The organism is Staphylococcus sp. M0911 (genome assembly GCF_003491325.1).
Lineage (GTDB): Bacteria > Bacillota > Bacilli > Staphylococcales > Staphylococcaceae > Staphylococcus > Staphylococcus warneri_A.
The window spans coordinates 2,240,794-2,264,011 of the sequence record NZ_CP022881.1 but is presented as its reverse complement, the minus strand read 5'-3'; the positions used below and the strand labels follow the sequence as shown (position 1 = coordinate 2,264,011).

The window sequence follows — 23,218 nt, the reverse complement described above, 5'->3', positions numbered from 1 at the left end:
CCCCCCTCGAATTATGTTGAATTGACTTCTTAAATTTTGAAAGTAATTTGTCAAAAGTAATAAAAGTGAACCTATATAAATCGAGTCATCATGGATATATTAAAAATGTAGAACAATCGTAAGAATTGGTGCTTATGACTTGGTAGGTTATATGTTGAAAGAGTGATAGCGGTTAAATTATAATAATAACGAAGTGTATATTTAATGGAGGGTTAGCATTCATGCAAAGACATGCAATAATATTGGCAGCGGGTAAAGGCACTAGAATGAAATCAAAAAAATACAAAGTGCTACATGAGATCGCTGGCAAAACTATGATAGAACATGTGGTTGAAAATGTTCAACAATCAGGTGTGAACCAATTAATTACAATTGTTGGTCACGGTGCTGAAAGTGTAAAAGAAACATTAGGTAATCAATCACTTTATAGTTTTCAAGAAGAGCAACTTGGGACAGCACATGCAGTAAAAATGGCACAATCTCATTTAGTAAATAAAGAGGGAACAACACTAGTTGTGTGTGGTGATACACCGCTTATTACATCAGAAACACTTACATCTTTAATCGAGAGACATGAATCATCTCAGTCTCAAGCAACAGTTCTAACTGCTACAGCAATCCATCCAACAGGCTATGGCAGAATTGTCAAAGATAGCGAAGGGCATTTATTACGAATTGTAGAAGAAAAAGATGCTAACACAGAAGAAAAGGCAATTACTGAAATAAGTTCTGGAATCTTTGCGTTCGATAACAAAATTTTATTTGAAAAGTTAGAACAAGTTAAGAATGATAATGCACAAGGAGAATATTATTTACCAGATGTGATTTCTTTAATTATTAATGAAAATGGTAGAGCAAGTACATATCACACTGATGATTTCGAAGAGATTATGGGTGTGAATGATAGAGTGATGTTAAGTCAAGCTGAAAAAGCGTTACAAAAACGTATTAATTTATTCCATATGAGAAATGGTGTGACAATCATTGATCCAGATAGCACATTTATTGGACCAGATGTAAAAATTGGTATGGATACAATCATTGAACCTGGCGTAAGAATTAATGGTTCAACTGTAATTGGAGAAGAAGTTACAGTTGGACAGTATTCAGAAATTAATAATAGTGTGATTGCATCTCATGCACATATTAAACAATCAGTAATCAACAATTCGGAAGTGGGCGAGCACACGAATGTTGGTCCATTTGCACAGTTAAGACCAGGGTCTCAACTAGGTGCAGAGGTTAAAGTAGGCAACTTTGTAGAAGTGAAAAAAGCTGAACTTAAAGACGGAGCTAAAGTATCACATTTAAGTTATATTGGTGATGCGGTTATTGGCGAACGTACAAATATTGGTTGTGGCTCTATTACTGTTAACTATGATGGTGTAAATAAGTTCAAAACTGTGATTGGTAAAGATGCGTTTATTGGATGTAATACAAACTTAATTGCACCGGTAACAGTTGGAGATCATTCGCTTATAGCAGCAGGATCAACAATCACTGATGATATCCCAAATGAAAGTTTAGCACTGGCACGAGCAAGACAAGTTAATAAAGATGGTTATTTAAGCAACAAAAATAAATAGCTGAAATGAATATGTAAAATTAGTATTTAGACTTTGGCATAGTAATCAAGTTTAATTTTCTATATAATAGTAGTTGTGTAAGTAAATAATTGGAGGACTATAAATGTTAAATAATGAATATAAGAATTCATCGCTAAAGATCTTTTCACTCAAAGGTAATGAACCTTTAGCACAGGAAGTTGCAGATCATGTAGGGATTGAATTAGGTAAGTGTTCTGTTAAGCGTTTCAGTGATGGAGAAATCCAAATCAATATTGAAGAAAGTATTCGTGGTTGCGATGTGTTTATTATCCAACCTACTTCATACCCAGTTAATCTACATCTAATGGAATTACTTATTATGATTGACGCTTGTAAACGTGCATCAGCGGCAAATATTAACATCGTAGTACCTTATTATGGGTATGCTCGTCAAGACAGAAAAGCACGTAGTCGTGAACCGATTACTGCTAAATTAGTAGCCAATTTAATAGAAACTGCAGGGGCAAATCGCATGATTGCTTTAGATTTACATGCACCTCAAATCCAAGGTTTCTTTGATATTCCAATTGATCATTTAATGGGCGTACCTATTTTAGCGCAACATTTCCAAAATGATCCTGCCATTAACCCAGAAGAATGTGTTGTTGTTTCTCCTGACCATGGTGGTGTAACAAGAGCACGTAAATTGGCAGACATTTTAAAAACTCCAATTGCAATTATTGATAAACGTCGTCCAAAACCAAACGTAGCCGAAGTAATGAATATTGTGGGCGATATTGAAGGTAGAACAGCCATCATTATTGATGATATTATTGATACAGCTGGTACTATTACGTTAGCAGCACAAGCATTAAAAGACAAAGGTGCTAAAGAAGTATATGCATGTTGTACACACCCTGTATTATCAGGTCCAGCTAAAGAACGTATTGAGAATTCAGCAATTAAAGAACTAATCGTAACAAATTCAATTCAATTAGAAGAAAGTCGCAAACCTACAAATACTAAAGAACTTTCAGTTGCTGGTTTAATCGGTAAAGCCATTATCCGAGTTTATGAAAGAGAATCAGTAAGTGTATTATTTGACTAAAATTGTTAAATGAGTTTGACGAAAGTGATATAAGCGTGTATAATACATTCGTTCGTGATTATACGAATAAATAAACACTTGCAAGCAACGAATGATGTTGATGGGTAAGTGAGGAGCTCGTGAAAGAGCGAAAAATGAAAGGTGGAAATAGAATGACTTCATTAAAGTCAATCATCCGTCAAGGTAAACAAACACGTTCTGACCTTAAACAATTAAGAAATGCTGGTAAAGTACCTGCAGTTGTATATGGTTACGGAACAAAAAATACTTCAGTTAAAGTTGATGAAGTTGAATTTATCAAAGTTATCCGTGAAGTAGGACGTAACGGTGTTATCGAATTAGGTGTTGGTTCTAAATCAATCAAAGTAATGGTATCAGATTACCAATATGATCCATTGAAAAACCAAATCACTCATATCGATTTCTTAGCTATCAACATGACTGAAGAACGTACTGTAGAAGTACCGGTTCAATTAGTTGGTGAAGCAGTAGGCGCTAAAGAAGGCGGCGTAGTTGAACAACCATTATTCAACTTAGAAGTTACTGCAACTCCAGATAATATCCCAGAAGTAATTGAAGTTGATATCACTGAATTAAATATCAACGATAGCTATTCAGTTTCTGATATTAAAGTATCTGGTGACTTCACTATTGAAAACGAACCAGAAGATTCTATCGTAACTGTAGTACCTCCAACAGATGAGCCTACTGAAGAAGAAGTAGAAGCTATGGAAGGCGAAGCAGCTACTGAAGAACCTGAACGTGTTGGTGAAGAAAAAGACGACGAAGAAGAAGAAAATAAAGAAGAAGAATAAGATTATTATTTTAATGAATAAGGTCTTATAAAGTTTCTTAACTTTCTTAACGGGCACTATGCTTATATTAATAAGCATAGTGCTTTTTGTGTTATTATAGGGAATGATTATAAAATTTGTGACTAAGATATTTTGATGTAAAGCATCCGTTAGATTAACAGATGAATTGGATCAATGATTATGTAGATTAAAAAGGTCACTTAATAAATAAAGAATAAACATGGAGGTAACGACATATGAAATGTATTGTAGGTCTTGGCAATATTGGTAAACGATTCGAATTAACAAGACACAATATTGGCTTCGAAGTCATTGACTATATACTAGAACGACATCGTTTCACATTAGACAAACAAAAATTCAAAGGCGCATATACTATTGAAAGAATGAATGGTGACAAAGTTCTGCTTATTGAACCTATGACAATGATGAACTTGTCAGGTGAAGCTGTTGCACCATTAATGGATTACTACAATGTTGATGTAGATGATTTGATTGTATTATATGACGATTTAGATTTAGAACAAGGTCAAGTACGTTTACGTCAAAAAGGTAGTGCAGGTGGTCATAATGGTATGAAATCAATTATAAAAATGCTTGGCACTGATCAATTTAAGAGAATTCGTATTGGTGTTGGTCGACCAACGAATGGTATGTCTGTTCCTGATTATGTACTTCAACGCTTTTCTAAAGAAGAAATGATTACAATGGAGAAAGTCATTGAACATTCAGCTAATGCCGTAGAATCATTTATAGAAACATCTCGATTTGACAATGTGATGAATGAATATAATGGTGAAGTGAATTGAGACAAGTTATTTCTAACTATGTAAAAGAAGATAAACGCTTTCAGGAATTAGACCAGGTTTTTGGCCAAGATAATATTTTAGTTACGGGTCTATCACCATCAGCAAAAGCAACCATTATTGCTGAAAAATATTTAGCTGATCAAAAGCAAATGCTGTTAGTAACTAATAATCTGTATCAAGCTGATAAAATTGAAGCGGATATATTACAATATGTCAGCGGCGAAGAAATTTATAAATATCCAGTTCAAGATATTATGACCGAAGAATTTTCTACACAAAGCCCTCAACTTATGAGCGAGCGTGTTAGAACGCTAACTGCTCTTGCTCATGGAGAAAAAGGGTTATTTATTGTTCCATTAAATGGATTGAAAAAGTGGTTAACACCAGTAGAAATGTGGCGCAATCATCAAATGACATTGAATGTCGGTGATGATATTGATGTTGACGATTTTCTCAATAAATTAGTTAATATGGGATATCGTAGGGAAAGTGTTGTTTCTCACATTGGTGAATTCTCGCTTAGAGGCGGCATTATAGATATTTATCCCTTAATTGGATCTCCTGTTAGAATTGAATTATTTGATACAGAAATAGATTCAATTCGTGATTTCGATGTGGAAACACAACGTTCTAACGATAACTTAGAATCAGTAGATATTACTACAGCAAGTGACTATATTATAACTGATGAAGTGATTAGTCATTTACAAACACAATTAAAAGCCGCTTATGAAGATACAAGACCCAAAATTGAAAAATCTGTGAGAAATGACTTAAAAGAGACATATGAAAGTTTCAAACTTTTTGAATCTACGTTCTTTGATCATCAATTATTACGACGTTTGGTGGCATTTATGTATGATCAACCATCAACAATTATTGATTATTTTGCAAATGATGTTGTGATAGCTGTTGACGAATATAATCGTATTAAAGAAACAGAAGAAACGTTAACGACTGAAGTTGATGATTTTATTAGTAACTTGATTGAAAGTGGTAATGGGTTTATTGGTCAAAGTTTTATGCAATATGATGGCTTTGAAACTTTATTAGATGAACGACCGGTGGCTTATTTTACGCTATTCACTTCTTCTATGCCTGTGGAATTAGACCATATTATTAAATTCTCTTGTAAACCAGTACAACAGTTCTATGGTCAATATGACATCATGCGTTCTGAGTTCCAAAGATTTATCCATAATGACTATGCGATAGTAGTCTTAGTCGAAACAGAGACGAAGGTTGAGCGTATACAATCTATGCTTAATGAAATGCATATACCCGTTGTAACACATATTGATCAGGCTTCAACAAGTGGTCAAGCAGTTGTTGTCGAAGGTAGTCTGTCTGAAGGTTTTGAATTACCTTATATGCAATTAGTGGTTATAACAGAAAGAGAATTATTCAAGACCAAGCAGAAAAAGCAACGTAAACGTACTAAAACAATGTCGAATGCAGAAAAAATTAAGTCATACCAAGATTTAAATGTTGGAGACTATGTGGTTCATGTTCATCATGGTGTAGGACGATATCTAGGCGTAGAAACTTTAGAAGTTGGAGAACAACATAGAGACTATATTAAGTTACAGTACAAAGGTACAGACCAATTGTTCGTTCCAGTTGATCAAATGGATCAAGTTCAAAAATATGTGGCTTCCGAAGACAAATCGCCTCGTTTAAATAAACTAGGTGGCACTGAATGGAAAAAGACGAAAGCTAAAGTTCAACAAAGTGTTGAAGATATAGCAGATGAGTTAATCGATTTATATAAACAAAGAGAAATGTCAGTTGGTTATCAATTTGGTCCAGACACTGAAGAACAGTCTACGTTTGAATTGGATTTCCCATATGAGCTAACGCCAGACCAAAGTAAATCCATAGAAGAAATAAAAGGTGACATGGAACGCGAACGTCCAATGGATCGCTTGTTATGTGGGGATGTCGGTTATGGTAAGACTGAGGTTGCTGTTCGTGCCGCTTTCAAAGCTGTCATGGAAGGTAAACAGGTCGCGTTTCTTGTACCTACTACGATACTAGCTCAACAACATTACGAAACATTAATTGAACGTATGCAAGATTTTCCTGTTGAAATTCAATTGATTAGTAGATTCCGTTCAACTAAAGAAGTGAAAGAAACTAAAGAAGGACTTAAATCCGGTTATGTAGATATTGTTGTAGGAACACATAAGTTATTAGGCAAAGATATCCATTACAAAGATTTAGGTTTACTCATTGTCGATGAAGAACAACGTTTTGGTGTGCGTCATAAAGAAAGAATTAAGACGCTAAAAAATAATGTAGATGTGTTAACGTTAACAGCTACGCCAATACCAAGAACATTGCATATGAGTATGCTTGGTGTGCGTGATCTATCAGTTATCGAAACACCACCTGAAAATCGTTTCCCAGTGCAAACTTATGTTTTAGAGCAAAACACCAACTTTATAAAAGAAGCATTAGAACGTGAATTATCTCGAGATGGACAAGTCTTCTATTTATATAATAAAGTTCAATCCATCTATGAAAAGAGAGAGCAACTTCAAATGTTAATGCCAGATGCCAACATTGCAGTGGCACATGGGCAAATGACTGAACGAGATTTAGAAGAAACAATGCTCAGTTTCATTAATCATGAATACGACATCTTAGTTACTACAACAATTATTGAAACTGGTGTCGATGTACCAAATGCGAATACATTGATTATTGAAGAAGCGGATCGATTCGGTTTAAGTCAATTGTATCAACTACGTGGTCGCGTTGGTCGTTCAAGTAGAATAGGATATGCTTATTTCCTTCATCCTGCAAATAAGGTGTTAAACGAAACAGCTGAAGAAAGACTACAAGCCATTAAAGAATTTACCGAATTAGGTTCAGGATTTAAAATAGCTATGCGCGATTTGAATATTAGAGGTGCTGGTAATTTACTCGGGAAACAACAACATGGATTTATCGATTCGGTTGGTTTCGATTTATACTCTCAAATGCTTGAAGAAGCAGTTAATGAGAAACGTGGTATCAAAGAGGAAACACCAGATATACCGGACGTAGAGGTTGAACTGAATTTAGATGCTTATTTACCAGCGGAGTATATTCAAAATGAACAAGCTAAAATAGAAATTTATAAGAAATTACGTAAAGTAGAATCAGAAGAACAACTCATGGATATTAAAGATGAATTAATAGATCGATTTAATGATTATCCAACTGAAGTTGAACGTTTATTAGACATAGTAGAAATTAAAACCCATGCACTGCATGCAGGTATTACAAAAATTAAAGATATGGGTAAACAAATTCAAATCTTCTTATCTGAGACATCTACTGCTGATATTGATGGAGAGGCGTTATTTAAAAATACACAACCACTTGGAAGAACGATGAAAGTTGGCGTAGAGAATGGTGCAATGAAAGTGACGCTCACTAAATCTAAACAATGGCTAGACAACTTAAAATTCTTAGTGAAATGTATTGAAGAAAGTATGAGTATTAAAGATGAAACATAAATCAGCATTTAATGGTGTAGTGATATTAACGCTTGCGTTAGTCATCGTTAAAGTATTAAGTGCAATCTATAGAGTGCCTTATCAAAATATACTTGGAGATGAAGGTCTGTATGCGTATCAACAGGTTTATCCTATTGTAGCTTTAGGTTTGATTTTATCTATGAATGCTATTCCAAGTGCAGTGACGCAAAACTTAGGTATGGACCACCGTTCAGAATACTACTCTAAAGTGCTACTTATTATACAAAGTGTAGGCTTAGGCATATGTTTGATTGTATTTGGGTGTGCAGGCATTATTTCACGCTTAATGGGTGATGGACATTTAGCACCTATGATTAGAATGGCTAGCTTTAGTTTCGTATTTGTAGGTGTGTTAGGTGTATTAAGAGGATATTTTCAGTCCAGACAGGATATGAACGTACCAGCTATTTCCCAGGTTATAGAACAATTGATTCGAGTAGGATTTATTATGGTGGCTATTTTCCTATTTTTGACACAACAATGGACTATATATCAAGCTGGCTCATTATCAATCATTGCTTCTTCAATCGGCTTTTTAGGCTCAACGCTATATTTGGTATCTAAACGTCCGTTTAAATTAAAATGGAATGCTAAAGTAGCAAAAATTCAATGGACCCAGTTACTGATTGCTATTCTTATTTTTGCTTTAAGTCAGTTGATTGTTATTTTGTGGCAAGTCGCAGATAGTTTTACTGTCATCCGTACTTTGAAAATGACAGGACTACCTTTTGAATCGGCTATCAAACAAAAAGGTGTATATGATAGAGGGGCTTCCTTTATTCAAATGGGATTAATTGTAACAACAACGTTTAGTTTTGTCTTAATTCCTTTATTAACCGAAGCTATTCAAAATAAGCAATCGATTCAAATGAATAGATATGCTAACGCTTCATTAAAAATAACTATATTGATTAGTTCAGCCGCAGGTATAGGTTTGATAAATGTCTTACCTCTTATGAATAAAGTGTTTTTCAAGACTGATAGTGAGACAGTAACGTTATGCGTTTATATGTTAACGGTTATTGGTGTATCATTGATTATGATGGATATTGCATTATTGCAAGTACTCAATCAAATTAAACCGATAGTGATTGGTTTTATAGTTGGTTTATTATCTAAGGCAATATTCAACATAGTTTTCATTTATCAACTTCACATTTTAGGCGCTAGTATAAGTACAGTATTATCGTTAATTATCTTTGCGAGTATACTTCACCATGCCGTCTTGAAATCTTATCATTTTAATCAAATGAGTAAATTTATTATAAAATTAGTGGGCGGGTTGTTTATAATGTCAGTTATTGTTCAACTGATGATGACTATCTTACCGTCTAGTGGACGTTTAATTGGATTAATTTCTTTATTAATTAGTGCCATAGTTGGTGTAAGTGTATTTATGATATACGTCGGTATTTTTAATGTCCTAAGTTATAGGGAATTGAAATTTTTACCTTTAGGAGACAAGTTATATCACTTTAAGAAAGGAAGTCGTTCATGACGCATACAATTACGATTATTGGTTTAGGAAACTATGATATCGATGATTTGCCTTTAGGTATATATCGATTTATTCAAAAGCAAGACAAAATATATGCACGAACGCTCGAGCACCCTGTCATTGAGTCACTTAAAGATGAAATTGATTTTGAGAGCTTTGATGATATATACGAAGCGAATGAGCAGTTTGATGCTGTTTACGATAACATTGTCGAACAGTTGATTAATAAAGCACAACAATCGAATATTGTATACGCTGTGCCAGGGCATCCTCGTGTCGCTGAAACGACCACTGCTAAGTTAATGGCGTATCATGCTCAGAATGATGATATAGAAGTGAAGGTATTAGGTGGGAAAAGTTTCATTGATGATGTATTCGAAGCGGTTGCAGTAGAACCTAACGATGGTTTCACATTACTAGATGGTACCGCGTTAGAAGAATCGAAACTAAATGTTCGCACTAATACGTTGATAACTCAAGTATATAGTGCAATGGTAGCAGCAGATATCAAGTTGACGTTAATGGAACGCTATCCCGATGATCATATGGTCAAAATTGTTACAGGTGCACGTAGTGGTGATGCACAAGTAACTGAATGTCCTTTATTCGAGTTAGATCATTTTGACACTACGTTCAACAATTTAACAAGTGTCTTTGTGCCTAAAATTGTAGCAGATGAATCACTATATAATGACTTTAACTTTGCTGAACAAACGATTGATTTACTTGTTGATGATGAAAAAGGTTGTCCTTGGGATAAAGTTCAAACACATCAAACATTAAAACGTTATCTGTTAGAAGAAACATTTGAACTGTTTGAGGCTATCGATAATGAAGACGATTGGCACATGGTGGAAGAATTAGGAGACATACTTTTACAGGTATTATTGCATACTAGTATCGGCAAAAAGGAAGGCTATTTTGATATAAAAGAAGTAGTCGCAAGTTTAAATGCTAAAATGATTCGTCGTCATCCACATATATTTAGTGATGAATCTGCAGAATCCATAGAGGATTTAAAAACAATTTGGTCAACTGCTAAATCTAATGAAGGTAAAAAACCTCGTGTGAAATTCGAGAAAGTATTTGCAGACCATTTCATGTCATTGTATGATAAAACAAAAAATAAAGATTTTGACGAAGTGGCTCTTAAACAATTTTTAGAGCAAGGAGAGACTCATCAATGAGATTAGATAAATTTTTAAAAGTGTCTAGATTAATTAAACGTCGTACATTAGCTAAGGAAATTAGTGACCAAGGACGTATTACGATTAATGGTAATGTAGCAAAAGCAGGTACAGATGTTAAAGTTGGAGATGAACTCGTTATTCGTTTCGGCCAAAAACTTGTAACCGTTAATGTAACAGGATTAAATGAACATGCATCTAAAGAAAATGCTAAAGGTATGTATGAATTAGTCAAAGAAGAACGTATTAATGAATCTGAATAGACAAAGTGAGGTGACAAGCTATGAATAATAAAGTTGAAAATATCGGTAATCAATATACATCGAAAGAGAACCAAAAAAAACAACGACAACGTAAAATGATGCGTGTTGTACGTCGAAGAATCGCATTGTTTGGTGGTATCATGCTTGCGATTATCATTTTATTATGCATTATGCTTGTCTTCCAAAAACACAGCAACGAAAAAGATGCAGTGGAGCGAAAACATAAAGAAGAGCAGTTTCAAAAACAACAAGACGAAGAAATCGCATTGAAAGAAAAACTAAATAATTTGAATGATAAAGATTATATCGAAAAAGTGGCACGAGATGATTATTATTTAAGTAATAAAGGTGAAGTGATTTTCAGATTGCCAAATGATAATAAATCCTCTAAGGCTAAATCTTCAGATGAGAATAATTAATTAAAGAGAAATAAAATAATCGCATTATAGCATTGTGAAATTGCTTCAACAGGAATATAATAAAGTTAAAATCGAATGAAATCGGGAGGATTTATTTAGAATATGTCAATCGAAGTAGGAAATAAGCTTAAAGGTAAAGTCACTGGTATTAAAAAATTCGGTGCATTCGTTGAGTTACCTGAAGGAAAAAGTGGCTTAGTCCATATTAGTGAAGTGGCTGACAACTATGTTGAAAATGTGGAAGATCATTTATCTTTAGGTGATGAAGTAGAGGTTAAAGTACTTTCAATCGCGGATGATGGCAAAATTAGCCTTTCAATCAAAAAGGCGAAAGACCGTCCACAACGTAAACCACAGCACAATAATAAATCACATCAAAGTAAACCAGCTCCAAAAGGCGAAGACTTTGAAAAGAAATTAAGTAACTTCTTAAAAGATAGTGAAGATAAATTAACTTCTATTAAACGTCAAACTGAATCTAGACGTGGTGGTAAAGGTTCAAGACGTTAATTTCATAAACCAAGTCTGTTGCAATAACTTAACATAGCTTTTGTATTGCTAATTACTTTGAATAACAGACAACCTAAGACTGTTTCTTGATGAAGGAGCAGTCTATTTTTATTGTAACAATGTATTGATGATAGGTTATTTAAATGCTTGGAGGTGAGAGGTAAGATGGAACTTAATGCTACAGGGTGGTCCAAACAGGATCATATTGTTTTAGCGGTATCAACAGGTATAGATAGTATGTGTTTACTGCATCTTTTATTAAATGAATATCAACATACATATAGTAAATTGACATGTATTCATATCAATCACGGGTTAAGACAAGCATCCATAGAAGAAGAGGCATTTTTTAAAACATATTGTGAAGAACATGGAATCGAGTATTATATCAAACGACTAGATTTATCTGAAACGGTTGAAGCGGGGAACAGTATTCAAAACATATCTCGCCAATACAGATACGAGTGGTTTGATTATATTATGAAACAACTTGGGGCCAGTGTGCTACTAACTGCACACCATCGAGATGATCAAATTGAAACCATCTTTTATAGATTATTTACAGGTAGATTCACACGTAGCCATTTAGGCATTGCTTATACTTCTCAACGCGTCAGTTATCAACTTGTTCGTCCGATGCTAGACATCTCAAAAGCTACAATCAAATCTTATCAAAATCAATATAACGTTCCATTTTTTGAAGATGTATCTAATCATAACAATGTATACGTCAGAAATGATATAAGAAATCGTATCATACCAGCAGTAATGGATAATCAACAACTAGACGTAGCACACTTATTAAAATTAAAATCATGGCATGATCAAGAATTAGCTACACTTAGAAAATCGGCGCATCACTTTATCAAAGAAGTAGTACGAGTCTCAGAGAATCTAGATAAAATAGTGATTCCAAGAGACCAATTTAATCGATTAACAGATAACGTGAAGGTACATGTACTTGATCAATTATTTGAAAAGATAGCATTGTCTAAAGCGATATCTGATAAAATGTATCAATCATGGTTTAATCAAATTTCAAGTCAAAAATCACAATTCATAATTGATATAACAGATAAATGGATAATTCAAATTGCATATGATACATTAATAATAATGGCTAATACAGAAATGTGCGACGTGAATTCAACACAAGTCATCGAAGTACCTCATACATATCGTTTTGGTGATTATGAGATTGAAATACAACCTGACTTTCCATTCAATCAGTTCCCATTAACAATAAGACAACGTCAAAATGGCGATCGTTTTTTATTAAATGGTTATACTGGCAAACATAAAAAAGTAAGTCGATTGTTAATTGATAAAAAAATCGATGCTATTGAACGAAATCGTTTACCAGTTGTTATCAATGCAGAAGGTAAAATAATTGCTGTAGGTCAATTGTTTATGAATAAAGACTATAAACATTATATAAATATTAGAAATATTGGAGATGAATAACAAATGCACGAGGATATAAAAAGTATCGTATTAAGTGAAGAAGAGATTCAAGCGATTTGTAAGGATTTAGGACAACAGTTAACTAAAGATTACCAAGGTAAACCACTTGTTTGTGTTGGTATCTTAAAAGGGTCAGTTATGTTTATGGCTGACTTAATTAAGCGCATTGATACACACTTATCAATCGATTTTATGGATGTTTCGAGTTACCACGGTGGTACCGAATCTACTGGGGAAGTTCAAATTATTAAAGATTTAGGTTCATCAATTGAAAATAAAGATGTACTCATCATAGAAGACATTTTAGAAACTGGTACTACATTAAAATCTATCACTGAACTATTAGAATCTCGTAAAGTCAACTCATTAGAAATTGTTACTTTATTAGACAAACCAAATCGTAGAAAAGCTGATATTGAAGCTAAATACGTTGGTAAAAAAATTCCAGATGAGTTCGTAGTCGGATATGGATTAGATTATGGTGAGCATTACAGAAACTTACCTTATATTGGCACGTTAAAACCGGAAGTGTATTCATAAGATAAATCGAATTTAATCGATACATTGGACGCGATGTATTTTGCTATGATTCAACAACAATGTAGTGTAGACTCGATTTAAATCGTAAAAATATAATTGAATGAGATATTTTGCAGTCACGATATTAAGAAAAATAAAAATCTCTATAGTGGAAATTGACTAAAATTGTTAAACCAATACTAAAGTTGAAATAGTAGCCTGCTAAAGATGTATTGTGTTACAATTTTTGTTAGTTTTATTATTGGAAGTAGGAGGAAATGTCACATGCAGAAAGCGTTTCGCAATGTGCTAGTTATCGCAATTATAGGCGTTATCATATTTGGCCTGTTTTCTTTCTTAAATGGTAATGGAAATATGCCAAAACAGCTTACATATACGCAATTTGTTAATAAATTGGATAAAGGCGATTTAAAATCATTAGAAATCCAACCTGAGCAAAATGTATACATGGTAAGTGGTAAAACAAAAAATGGTGAAGATTATTCATCAACAATATTATTTAATAATGAAAAAGATTTGCAAAAAATCACTGATACAGCTAAGAAACAAGATGGATTGAAATTTACAGTTAAAGAAGAAGAAGAACAAAGTGTATTTGTTAGTATCTTAACAACATTAATTCCTGTTTTAATCATTGCTTTATTATTTATTTTCTTCCTTAGCCAAGCCCAAGGTGGAGGCGGCGGTGGTCGTATGATGAACTTTGGTAAATCCAAAGCTAAAATGTACGATAGTAGTAAACGCCGTGTTCGTTTCTCAGATGTTGCAGGCGCAGATGAAGAGAAACAAGAACTTGTTGAAATAGTAGATTTCTTAAAAGATAACAAGAAATTCAAGCAAATGGGATCTAGAATTCCGAAAGGTGTTTTACTTGTAGGTCCTCCAGGTACTGGTAAAACATTACTTGCACGTGCAGTTGCAGGTGAAGCTGGTGCACCATTCTTCTCAATTAGTGGTTCAGACTTTGTTGAGATGTTTGTTGGTGTTGGTGCTAGCCGTGTACGTGATTTATTTGAAAATGCTAAGAAAAATGCTCCATGTATTATTTTCATAGATGAAATTGACGCAGTAGGTCGTCAACGTGGTGCTGGTGTCGGTGGTGGACACGACGAACGTGAACAAACATTGAACCAATTGTTAGTTGAAATGGATGGCTTTGGCGAGAATGAAGGTATCATTATGATTGCTGCAACAAACCGTCCTGATATTTTAGACCCAGCGTTATTACGTCCAGGTCGTTTCGATAGACAAATTCAAGTAGGTCGTCCAGATGTTAAAGGTCGTGAAGCCATTTTACATGTTCATGCTAAAAACAAACCGCTTGATGAAACAGTTGATTTAAAAGCTATTTCTCAAAGAACACCGGGATTCTCAGGTGCTGATTTAGAAAACTTATTAAACGAAGCATCATTAATCGCAGCTCGTGAAGGTAAGAACAAAATTGATATGCGTGATATTGAGGAAGCAACTGACCGAGTTATTGCTGGTCCTGCTAAAAAATCACGTGTTATCTCTGATAAAGAGCGAAATATTGTTGCCCACCATGAAGCAGGTCATACGATTATCGGTATGGTGCTTGATGAAGCAGAAGTTGTACACAAAGTAACAATTGTTCCACGTGGACAAGCAGGTGGTTACGCAATGATGCTACCTAAACAAGACCGTTTCTTAATGACTGAACCAGAATTATTAGACAAAATTTGTGGTTTATTAGGTGGTCGAGTTTCAGAAGATATTAACTTTGGTGAAGTATCAACTGGTGCTTCTAACGACTTTGAAAGAGCGACTCAAATCGCACGTTCTATGGTTACTGAATACGGTATGAGTAAAAAACTTGGACCATTACAATTCTCTAGTAGCGGTGGCGGCCAAGTATTCTTAGGTAAAGACATGCAAGGTGAACCTAATTATTCAGGTCAAATCGCTTACGAAATTGATAAAGAAGTACAACGTATAGTTAAAGAGCAATATGAGCGTTGTAAAGAAATCTTATTAGAGCATCAAGATCAATTAAAACTTATTGCTAAAACTTTACTTACAGAAGAAACATTGGTTGCTGAACAAATTCAATCATTATTCCATGAAGGTAAATTGCCAGAGGTTGATTACGATTCAGCAGAAGTTGTTAAAGAAACAAATTCTGAATTTGATGAAGGTAAATATGGCAAATCATACGAAGATGTTCGTAAAGAGCAATCGTTAGATCATAAAGGTGACGACAATCATCACGAAGATGAGTCAGAAGATGAACCAACTGGTCATGAACAATCACCAAATATAGACAAACCATATAATCCTAACGATCCAAATCACAGAGAGTAAAGTAGCACATAGTTTAATCTCCCTACTATCACCCATATAGTAGGGAGATATTTTTGTATAAATATGTGAAGTATATTTTTATAAATACTTTTTAAATAAACAAATAGCCAAAATGATCTTGAAACAAATCATTTCATGAAAATAAACAACAGATGTATAATAGTTATTCGAAAATGATATTGATTAAAAGAAACGAAGCATCGTAAAGATATATAAAGGAGTAATATAATAATGACACATGACTATATTGTTAAAGCACTAGCGTTTGACGGTGAAATTAGAGCATATGCAACATTAACAACAGAATCAGTACAGGAAGCTCAAACAAGACACTATACGTGGCCAACTGCTTCAGCCGCAATGGGAAGAACGATGACTGCTACCGTAATGATGGGAGCAATGCTTAAAGGAGATCAAAAATTAACTGTAACAGTCGATGGTCGTGGTCCTATTGGCAGAATTATCGCAGATGCAGATGCAAAAGGTAATGTACGTGCCTATGTAGATCATCCACAAACACATTTCCCATTAAATGAACAAGGTAAATTAGATGTTAGAAGAGCTGTAGGGACAGAGGGTTCGATTCAAGTAGTTAAGGATGTAGGAATGAAAGATTATTTTTCTGGTTCAAGTCCAATAGTATCAGGGGAACTAGGAGAAGATTTTACGTACTATTATGCAACAAGTGAACAAACGCCATCTTCTGTTGGTTTAGGTGTACTTGTTAACCCAGATAATACGATTAAAGCAGCGGGCGGATTCATTATTCAAGTGATGCCTGGTGCCAAAGAAGAAACAATCAGTAAATTAGAAGAAGCAATTAATCAAATGACACCAGTATCTAAGCTAATTGAGCAAGGATTGACACCTGAAGGAATTTTAAATGAAATTCTAGGAGAAGAGCATGTCCAAATTTTAGAAACATCACCTGCACAATTTGAATGTAATTGTAGCCATGAAAAATTCTTGAATGCTATTAAAGGGTTAGGCGAAGCAGAAATTACAGATATGATTCAAGAAGATCATGGTGCAGAAGCAGTTTGTCATTTCTGTGGTAATAAATACAATTATAGTGAAACAGAGCTTAATCAATTATTAGAATCCATGGCATAAAATCAACAGAAGTTTATAATAAATTAAAATAGGGAATTTATTAAACGTATGTCGATAAATGTGCATTAGATTTTGTAGGATACATTTGTTTTTTTAGAAAATTCTGATAGAATATAAATATCCGATAAAAAGACTAAGTTTTATTAATTCTATCTATAAGGAGTGTTTGGAATGGCACAAAAACCAGTAGAAAACATTACGCAAATTATTGGTAACACACCAGTAGTTAAATTGAGAAACGTTGTTGATGAAGATGCGGCAGATATTTACGTTAAATTAGAATATCAAAATCCAGGTGGTTCAGTTAAAGACCGTATAGCTTTAGCTATGATTGAAAAAGCTGAAAAAGAAGGAAAAATCAAACCTGGAGATACTATTGTGGAGCCGACAAGTGGTAACACAGGTATTGGTTTAGCATTTGTATGTGCAGCTAAAGGTTACAAGGCAGTGTTCACAATGCCTGAAACAATGAGTCAAGAGCGTCGTAACTTATTAAAAGCATATGGTGCAGAACTAGTATTAACACCTGGCTCAGAAGCAATGAAAGGTGCAATTAAAAAAGCTAAAGAACTTAAAGAAGAGCATGGTTACTTTGAACCACAACAATTCGAAAACCCAGCGAACCCTGAAGTTCATGAACTTACAACTGGTCCAGAATTAGTTGAACAGTTTGAAGGTAAAACAATCGACGCTTTCTTAGCTGGCGTAGGTACTGGAGGCACGTTATCTGGTGTAGGTAAAGTTTTAAGACAACAATACCCAGATATTGAAATAGTTGCTATCGAACCAGAAGCATCACCAGTGCTAAGTGGTGGAGAACCAGGACCACATAAATTACAAGGTTTAGGTGCTGGATTTGTTCCGGATACGTTAAATACTGACATTTACGATAGTATTATTAAAGTAGGCAACGAAACTGCTATGGAAATGGCACGACGTGTTGCAAAAGAAGAAGGTATTTTATCAGGTATTTCTTCTGGTGCAGCTATCCATGCAGCTATTCAAAAAGCCAAAGAACTGGGTAAAGGTAAAACAGTAGTAACAGTATTACCAAGTAATGGTGAACGTTACTTATCCACACCTTTATACTCATTTGATGACTAATTATAGAAGCTACCAAAGCGAAGTCGGGATAAATCGACTTCGCTTTTTTATATTTGATGATATGTGTATTAGTATAGTCAATTCATTTTAACTGTTATTTAGAGTAAGTTATTTGATTTTTACCACTGAAATTATCTTGAAAGTAGTGATATCATAGTAAGTGATATGAAAATGCATGAAATATTTCAATATAGAAAAGGTGATTAAATGTCAAAAACTAAAATTATGGGCATACTTAATGTAACGCCAGATTCATTTTCAGATGGTGGGAAATATAATTCTGTTGAAAAAGCAGTTTCGAGAGCAAAAGAAATGGTGGATGAAGGTGTTGATATAGTGGATGTAGGTGGTGTTTCAACACGACCTGGATATCAAGAAGTTACCCTAGAAGAAGAGTTGAATAGAGTTGTGCCAGTTGTTGAAGCATTGATAGAGCTTAATGTACAAATATCAATTGATACATATAGAAGTGAAGTAGCAGAAGCTTGTTTGAAGTTAGGTGCTACAATGATTAATGACCAATGGGCGGGTTTGTACGATCCTAAAATATTGAATGTTGTTGCTCAATATGATGCGGAAATTGTTCTAATGCACAATGGGGATGGTGAAAGAGATAAGCCTGTTGTAGATGAAATGCTTGTTACCCTATTAGCACAAGCTAATAAAGCAGAAATGGCAGGTATCCCACAGTCTAAAATTTGGCTAGATCCTGGTATAGGGTTTGCTAAAACTAGAGATGAAGAAAACGAAGTGATGGCTCGACTAGATGAGTTAGTTGCAACAGATTACCCGATTCTATTGGCTACTAGTCGTAAAAGATTCATTAAAGAAATGATAGGTGGAGATACAAAAGCTATTGAAAGGGATGAAGCTACTGCAGCGACAACTGCTTATGGTATAATGAAGGGCGTTCAAGCTGTGAGAGTACATAATGTTAAACTTAATTCACGTATTGCACAAGGCATGGATTTTCTAAAGGAGAATGAAAATGAACGACATCATATTTCTTAATGGAATGCGATTTTATGGTTATCACGGTGCATTGCCAGCAGAAAATGAAATAGGTCAAATATTCATTGTAGATATTACTTTGAAAGTAGATTTACATGATGCTGGTCAATCAGATGATGTAAGAGACACGGTACATTATGGAGAAGTCTTTGAGGATGTTAAAGAGATTGTTGAAGGTGCCCCCTCTAATTTGCTCGAACATCTAGCAGAACGTATTGCCAAACGTATAAATTCACACTATAATCGTGTAATGGAAACGAAAGTTAGAATAACTAAAGAAAATCCTCCGATACCCGGACATTACGATGGGGTAGGTATCGAAATAGTGAGGGAGCGTCATTAAATGGTTAAAGCGTATTTAGGCTTGGGAAGTAATATGGGTGATAGAGCACATCAGTTACAACAAGCTATCCAAATTATCGACCGATTTCAACATATTGATGTTACATCTGTATCTCCTATCTATGAAACAGAGCCAGTTGGTTACACTGATCAACCTCAGTTTCTTAACTTATGTATAGAAATAGAGACAACATTAAAACCTCAAGAATTATTAAAGCGATGTTTAGAAACAGAGCAAGCACTTCACCGTGTAAGGAAGATTCGATGGGGGCCTAGAACGCTAGATGTTGATATTTTACTGTATGGAAATGAAATCATTGAAGAAGATAATCTAATCATTCCTCATCCGAGAATGGTTGAACGCGCTTTTGTGCTTATTCCATTGAATGATATTGCATCGAAACATATTGAACCCCGTTCCCAAAGATTGATTGAAAATTTAGTAACAGCAGATAGTACTGTTAAAAGATATATGTCTTAATGAGTAACGAAGAGATTGATGATGTGAGACACTACATAGTGACTTAAATTATTTAATTCTAGTTGTTTTTTTAAATAGATTAAGGTTTAACAGTTAAAGGCAAAGAAGTAAATACTTTATTAGAACATTGCCGTTTAGTAAAATGAGATGGTGGGAAGATAGATGTTATGAAAAGATTTAACACGCTTCTTGGCATCGTTATATTTAGAGTGGACGATAGAGGGAATAAGAGTGTCTCTAAGAACAAGAGAAATGATTGATATACCTAAACATTTCTAACAAAATGTATAAAATAAATAATTGAAAAACAAGAAGCAAAAGGAGAGAAAGTTATGTCAGAAGAAATGAATGACCAAATGCAGGTGCGCCGCCAAAAACTACAAGAATTAAGAGATTTAGGAATTGATCCATTTGGTCAAAGATACGATCGTTCTGCTTCAGCAGCAGAATTAAAATCAGCTTGGGACGAATTCTCAAAAGAAGAATTACATGAAAAAGAAGAAGAAAGTCATGTTGCGATAGCAGGTCGTATTATGACTAAACGTGGAAAAGGTAAAGCAGGATTTGCACATGTTCAAGACTTATCAGGACAAATTCAAATTTATGTTAGAAAAGATCAAATTGGAGAAGAACAATTTGATTTATGGAAACATGCCGATTTAGGGGATATTGTCGGTGTTGAAGGTGTAATGTTTAAAACTAATACTGGTGAATTATCGGTTAAAGCGAAATCATTTACACTATTAACTAAAGCTTTAAGACCATTACCAGATAAATTCCACGGATTACAAGATATAGAACAACGTTATCGTCAACGTTATTTAGATTTAATTACAAATCAAGATAGTACACGAACATTTATTAATCGTAGTAAAATCATTCAAGAAATGCGTAATTATCTAAATCAAAAAGGTTTCTTAGAAGTAGAAACACCAATGATGCATCAAATCGCTGGAGGGGCTGCTGCTAGACCATTTGTGACACACCATAATGCATTAGACGCTACTTTGTATATGCGTATAGCTATCGAATTGCATTTAAAACGTTTAATCGTAGGCGGATTAGAAAAAGTATACGAAATTGGTCGCGTATTCCGTAATGAAGGCGTATCTACACGACATAACCCTGAATTTACAATGATTGAATTGTATGAAGCATATGCAGATTACCATGATATAATGGATTTAACAGAATCAATGGTTAGACATATTGCTCAAGAAGTACTTGGATCAGCTAAGGTTCAATATAATGGAACTGAGATTGATTTAGAATCATCATGGAAAAGATTACACATTGTTGATGCAGTTAAAGAAGCTACAGGTGTAGATTTCTATAATGTGAAATCTGATGAAGAAGCTAAAGCATTGGCAAAGGAACATGGAATTGAAATTACTGACAATATGAAATATGGTCATATTTTAAATGAATTCTTTGAGCAAAAAGTAGAAGAGACATTAATTCAACCAACATTCATATATGGTCATCCAATTGATATATCACCGTTAGCTAAGAAAAATCCGGAAGATCCTAGATTTACAGATAGATTTGAATTGTTTATCGTAGGAAGAGAACATGCTAATGCCTTTACTGAGCTTAATGACCCTATCGATCAAAAAGAACGTTTTGAAGCTCAATTAGTTGAAAAAGAGCAAGGTAATGATGAAGCACATGAAATGGATGAAGATTATATCGAAGCATTAGAATATGGTATGCCTCCTACAGGTGGTCTAGGAATCGGAATTGATAGATTAGTTATGTTATTAACTGATTCACCATCAATTAGAGACGTATTATTATTCCCTTATATGAGACAAAAATAATATATCGATAAACACCAATCACAATTGTGATTGGTGTTTTTATGTAATCTAATTGTTGAAAAAGTGAGATGAAATTAATTTTTTTCTTAAATAAATGTTACTTTTGATAAGTAAAAGTAACTTATTTACTGATAGAAAGTAATAATACCTATAGTTTAGGAAAGTGATATGTGGTAGAATAGATCAAGTGGAAAAGACGTAGGAATTGAAATTCCGTCTTTCGAAAAAAATGAAAATAATCTGTTGACTTTCTTAAGTAAATGAAGTAATATATAAAAGTCGTCAAAAACACGTAGTTTGGTTAACGAAATGTAAAATTAATTTTAACAAAGTGTAAAATTAACTATTGAAATGTTGTTAACAAACGTGTATTATTAATAAAGTAAGTTAATTTGTCTGGTGGCAATAGCAAAGAGGTCACACCTGTTCCCATGCCGAACACAGAAGTTAAGCTCTTTAGCGCCGATGGTAGTCGGACTAACGTTCCGCTAGAGTAGGACGTTGCCAGGCAATAGATAACAGGAGAATTAGCTCAGCTGGGAGAGCATCTGCCTTACAAGCAGAGGGTCGGCGGTTCGAACCCGTCATTCTCCACCATTTAATAGCCGGCCTAGCTCAATTGGTAGAGCAACTGACTTGTAATCAGTAGGTTGGGGGTTCAAGTCCTCTGGCCGGCACCATCTTTTGAGCCATTAGCTCAGTTGGTAGAGCATCTGACTTTTAATCAGAGGGTCAGAGGTTCGAATCCTCTATGGCTCATTACGATTTTATTTATAATTTTAAGCGAAATAATGCAGAAGTAGTTCAGCGGTAGAATACGACCTTGCCAAGGTCGGGGTCGCGGGTTCGAATCCCGTCTTCTGCTCCATTATTTTGCCGGGGTGGCGGAACTGGCAGACGCACAGGACTTAAAATCCTGCGGTGAGAGATCACCGTACCGGTTCGATTCCGGTCCTCGGCACCATCTTTAATAAGCGCCCGTAGCTCAACTGGATAGAGCGTTTGACTACGGATCAAGAGGTTATGGGTTCGACTCCTATCGGGCGCGCCATTTTAAAGAACATAACTACATACGGGAAGTAGCTCAGCTTGGTAGAGCACTTGGTTTGGGACCAAGGGGTCGCAGGTTCGAATCCTGTCTTCCCGACTTCTTAAAAAAATGGGGGCTTAGCTCAGCTGGGAGAGCGCCTGCTTTGCACGCAGGAGGTCAGCGGTTCGATCCCGCTAGTCTCCACCATTATTTATTTCAACAATGAACATTGAAAACTGAATGACAATATGTCAACGTTAATTCCAATAATGTAACGAAAGTTACAACAATTAATTTAGTTTTATGAG

General features: G+C 34.6%; 19 protein-coding genes, 8 tRNA genes and 1 rRNA gene. All 28 read left to right on the top strand.

Annotation, left to right across the window (positions count from 1 at the left end; all coding sequences use genetic code 11):
• Positions 1–221 precede the first annotated feature (221 nt).
• The 28 genes from glmU (at position 222) to ssp1_RS10875 (ending at position 23,117) form a co-directional block, all read left to right on the top strand.
• Positions 222–1,586: a bifunctional UDP-N-acetylglucosamine diphosphorylase/glucosamine-1-phosphate N-acetyltransferase GlmU gene (gene glmU / locus ssp1_RS11010; protein WP_075778447.1), complete on the top strand. Its 1,365-nt coding sequence runs from the start codon at positions 222–224 to the stop codon at positions 1,584–1,586.
• 103 nt (positions 1,587–1,689) lie between these two features.
• Positions 1,690–2,655, top strand: coding sequence for a ribose-phosphate diphosphokinase (locus tag ssp1_RS11005; protein ID WP_002451734.1), 966 nt, complete (start codon positions 1,690–1,692; stop codon positions 2,653–2,655).
• Between the two features lie 152 nt (positions 2,656–2,807).
• On the top strand, positions 2,808–3,470 hold the full coding sequence (locus ssp1_RS11000; protein ID WP_049425336.1) for a 50S ribosomal protein L25/general stress protein Ctc: 663 nt from the start codon (positions 2,808–2,810) through the stop codon (positions 3,468–3,470).
• 236 nt (positions 3,471–3,706) lie between these two features.
• Positions 3,707–4,279: an aminoacyl-tRNA hydrolase gene (gene pth, locus ssp1_RS10995; protein WP_002451736.1), complete on the top strand. Its 573-nt coding sequence runs from the start codon at positions 3,707–3,709 to the stop codon at positions 4,277–4,279.
• Complete coding sequence (gene mfd / locus ssp1_RS10990; protein WP_075778446.1) at positions 4,276–7,785, top strand: transcription-repair coupling factor; 3,510 nt, start codon at positions 4,276–4,278, stop codon at positions 7,783–7,785. Before pth ends, mfd begins: the two co-directional genes overlap by 4 nt.
• Positions 7,775–9,304, top strand: coding sequence for a polysaccharide biosynthesis protein (locus tag ssp1_RS10985; RefSeq protein WP_002451738.1), 1,530 nt, complete (start codon positions 7,775–7,777; stop codon positions 9,302–9,304). Before mfd ends, ssp1_RS10985 begins: the two co-directional genes overlap by 11 nt.
• The gene (locus ssp1_RS10980) at positions 9,301–10,491 is read left to right on the top strand and encodes a MazG nucleotide pyrophosphohydrolase domain-containing protein (RefSeq protein WP_075778445.1); all 1,191 of its coding nucleotides are present in this window, start codon (positions 9,301–9,303) and stop codon (positions 10,489–10,491) included. The genes ssp1_RS10985 and ssp1_RS10980 overlap by 4 nt, the downstream gene beginning before the upstream one ends.
• The gene (locus ssp1_RS10975) at positions 10,488–10,754 is read left to right on the top strand and encodes an RNA-binding S4 domain-containing protein (protein WP_002451740.1); all 267 of its coding nucleotides are present in this window, start codon (positions 10,488–10,490) and stop codon (positions 10,752–10,754) included. The genes ssp1_RS10980 and ssp1_RS10975 overlap by 4 nt, the downstream gene beginning before the upstream one ends.
• Before the next feature lie 20 nt (positions 10,755–10,774).
• The gene (gene divIC, locus ssp1_RS10970; RefSeq protein WP_002451741.1) at positions 10,775–11,173 is read left to right on the top strand and encodes a cell division protein DivIC; all 399 of its coding nucleotides are present in this window, start codon (positions 10,775–10,777) and stop codon (positions 11,171–11,173) included.
• Positions 11,174–11,275: 102 nt separating this feature from the next.
• Positions 11,276–11,683: a S1 domain-containing RNA-binding protein gene (locus ssp1_RS10965; protein ID WP_002451742.1), complete on the top strand. Its 408-nt coding sequence runs from the start codon at positions 11,276–11,278 to the stop codon at positions 11,681–11,683.
• Between the two features lie 165 nt (positions 11,684–11,848).
• Positions 11,849–13,147, top strand: coding sequence for a tRNA lysidine(34) synthetase TilS (gene tilS, locus ssp1_RS10960; protein ID WP_075778444.1), 1,299 nt, complete (start codon positions 11,849–11,851; stop codon positions 13,145–13,147).
• 3 nt (positions 13,148–13,150) lie between these two features.
• Positions 13,151–13,687 (top strand): hypoxanthine phosphoribosyltransferase, encoded by a 537-nt coding sequence (gene hpt / locus ssp1_RS10955; protein ID WP_002451744.1) that lies wholly within the window; start codon positions 13,151–13,153, stop codon positions 13,685–13,687.
• A 264-nt stretch (positions 13,688–13,951) separates the two neighbouring features.
• A complete protein-coding gene (gene ftsH, locus ssp1_RS10950) occupies positions 13,952–16,009 on the top strand; it encodes an ATP-dependent zinc metalloprotease FtsH (protein WP_002451745.1) in 2,058 nt (685 codons plus the stop codon).
• A 231-nt stretch (positions 16,010–16,240) separates the two neighbouring features.
• On the top strand, positions 16,241–17,122 hold the full coding sequence (gene hslO / locus ssp1_RS10945) for an Hsp33 family molecular chaperone HslO (protein ID WP_002451746.1): 882 nt from the start codon (positions 16,241–16,243) through the stop codon (positions 17,120–17,122).
• A 171-nt stretch (positions 17,123–17,293) separates the two neighbouring features.
• Positions 17,294–18,226 carry a cysteine synthase A gene (gene cysK / locus ssp1_RS10940; RefSeq protein ID WP_002465696.1) on the top strand — a complete coding sequence of 311 codons (933 nt, stop codon included), beginning with the start codon at positions 17,294–17,296 and terminating at the stop codon, positions 18,224–18,226.
• Between the two features lie 207 nt (positions 18,227–18,433).
• On the top strand, positions 18,434–19,237 hold the full coding sequence (folP, locus tag ssp1_RS10935; RefSeq protein WP_002451748.1) for a dihydropteroate synthase: 804 nt from the start codon (positions 18,434–18,436) through the stop codon (positions 19,235–19,237).
• A complete protein-coding gene (folB, locus tag ssp1_RS10930; protein WP_002451749.1) occupies positions 19,215–19,580 on the top strand; it encodes a dihydroneopterin aldolase in 366 nt (121 codons plus the stop codon). Before folP ends, folB begins: the two co-directional genes overlap by 23 nt.
• Positions 19,581–20,060 carry a 2-amino-4-hydroxy-6-hydroxymethyldihydropteridine diphosphokinase gene (folK, locus tag ssp1_RS10925; protein WP_075778442.1) on the top strand — a complete coding sequence of 160 codons (480 nt, stop codon included), beginning with the start codon at positions 19,581–19,583 and terminating at the stop codon, positions 20,058–20,060.
• Positions 20,061–20,392: 332 nt separating this feature from the next.
• Positions 20,393–21,880 (top strand): lysine--tRNA ligase, encoded by a 1,488-nt coding sequence (gene lysS / locus ssp1_RS10920; protein WP_107533001.1) that lies wholly within the window; start codon positions 20,393–20,395, stop codon positions 21,878–21,880.
• Between the two features lie 395 nt (positions 21,881–22,275).
• Positions 22,276–22,390: ribosomal RNA gene (rrf, locus tag ssp1_RS10915) — 5S ribosomal RNA — on the top strand.
• 11 nt (positions 22,391–22,401) lie between these two features.
• Positions 22,402–22,477, top strand: a tRNA-Val gene (locus ssp1_RS10910).
• Between the two features lie 7 nt (positions 22,478–22,484).
• A tRNA-Thr gene (locus ssp1_RS10905) sits at positions 22,485–22,560 on the top strand.
• Between the two features lie 6 nt (positions 22,561–22,566).
• Positions 22,567–22,639: transfer RNA gene (locus ssp1_RS10900), tRNA-Lys, on the top strand.
• Positions 22,640–22,673: 34 nt separating this feature from the next.
• A tRNA-Gly gene (locus ssp1_RS10895) sits at positions 22,674–22,748 on the top strand.
• A 7-nt stretch (positions 22,749–22,755) separates the two neighbouring features.
• A tRNA-Leu gene (locus tag ssp1_RS10890) sits at positions 22,756–22,844 on the top strand.
• A gap of 10 nt (positions 22,845–22,854) precedes the next feature.
• Positions 22,855–22,931: transfer RNA gene (locus tag ssp1_RS10885), tRNA-Arg, on the top strand.
• Positions 22,932–22,953: 22 nt separating this feature from the next.
• A tRNA-Pro gene (locus tag ssp1_RS10880) sits at positions 22,954–23,027 on the top strand.
• 14 nt (positions 23,028–23,041) lie between these two features.
• Positions 23,042–23,117: transfer RNA gene (locus ssp1_RS10875), tRNA-Ala, on the top strand.
• Positions 23,118–23,218 lie beyond the last annotated feature (101 nt).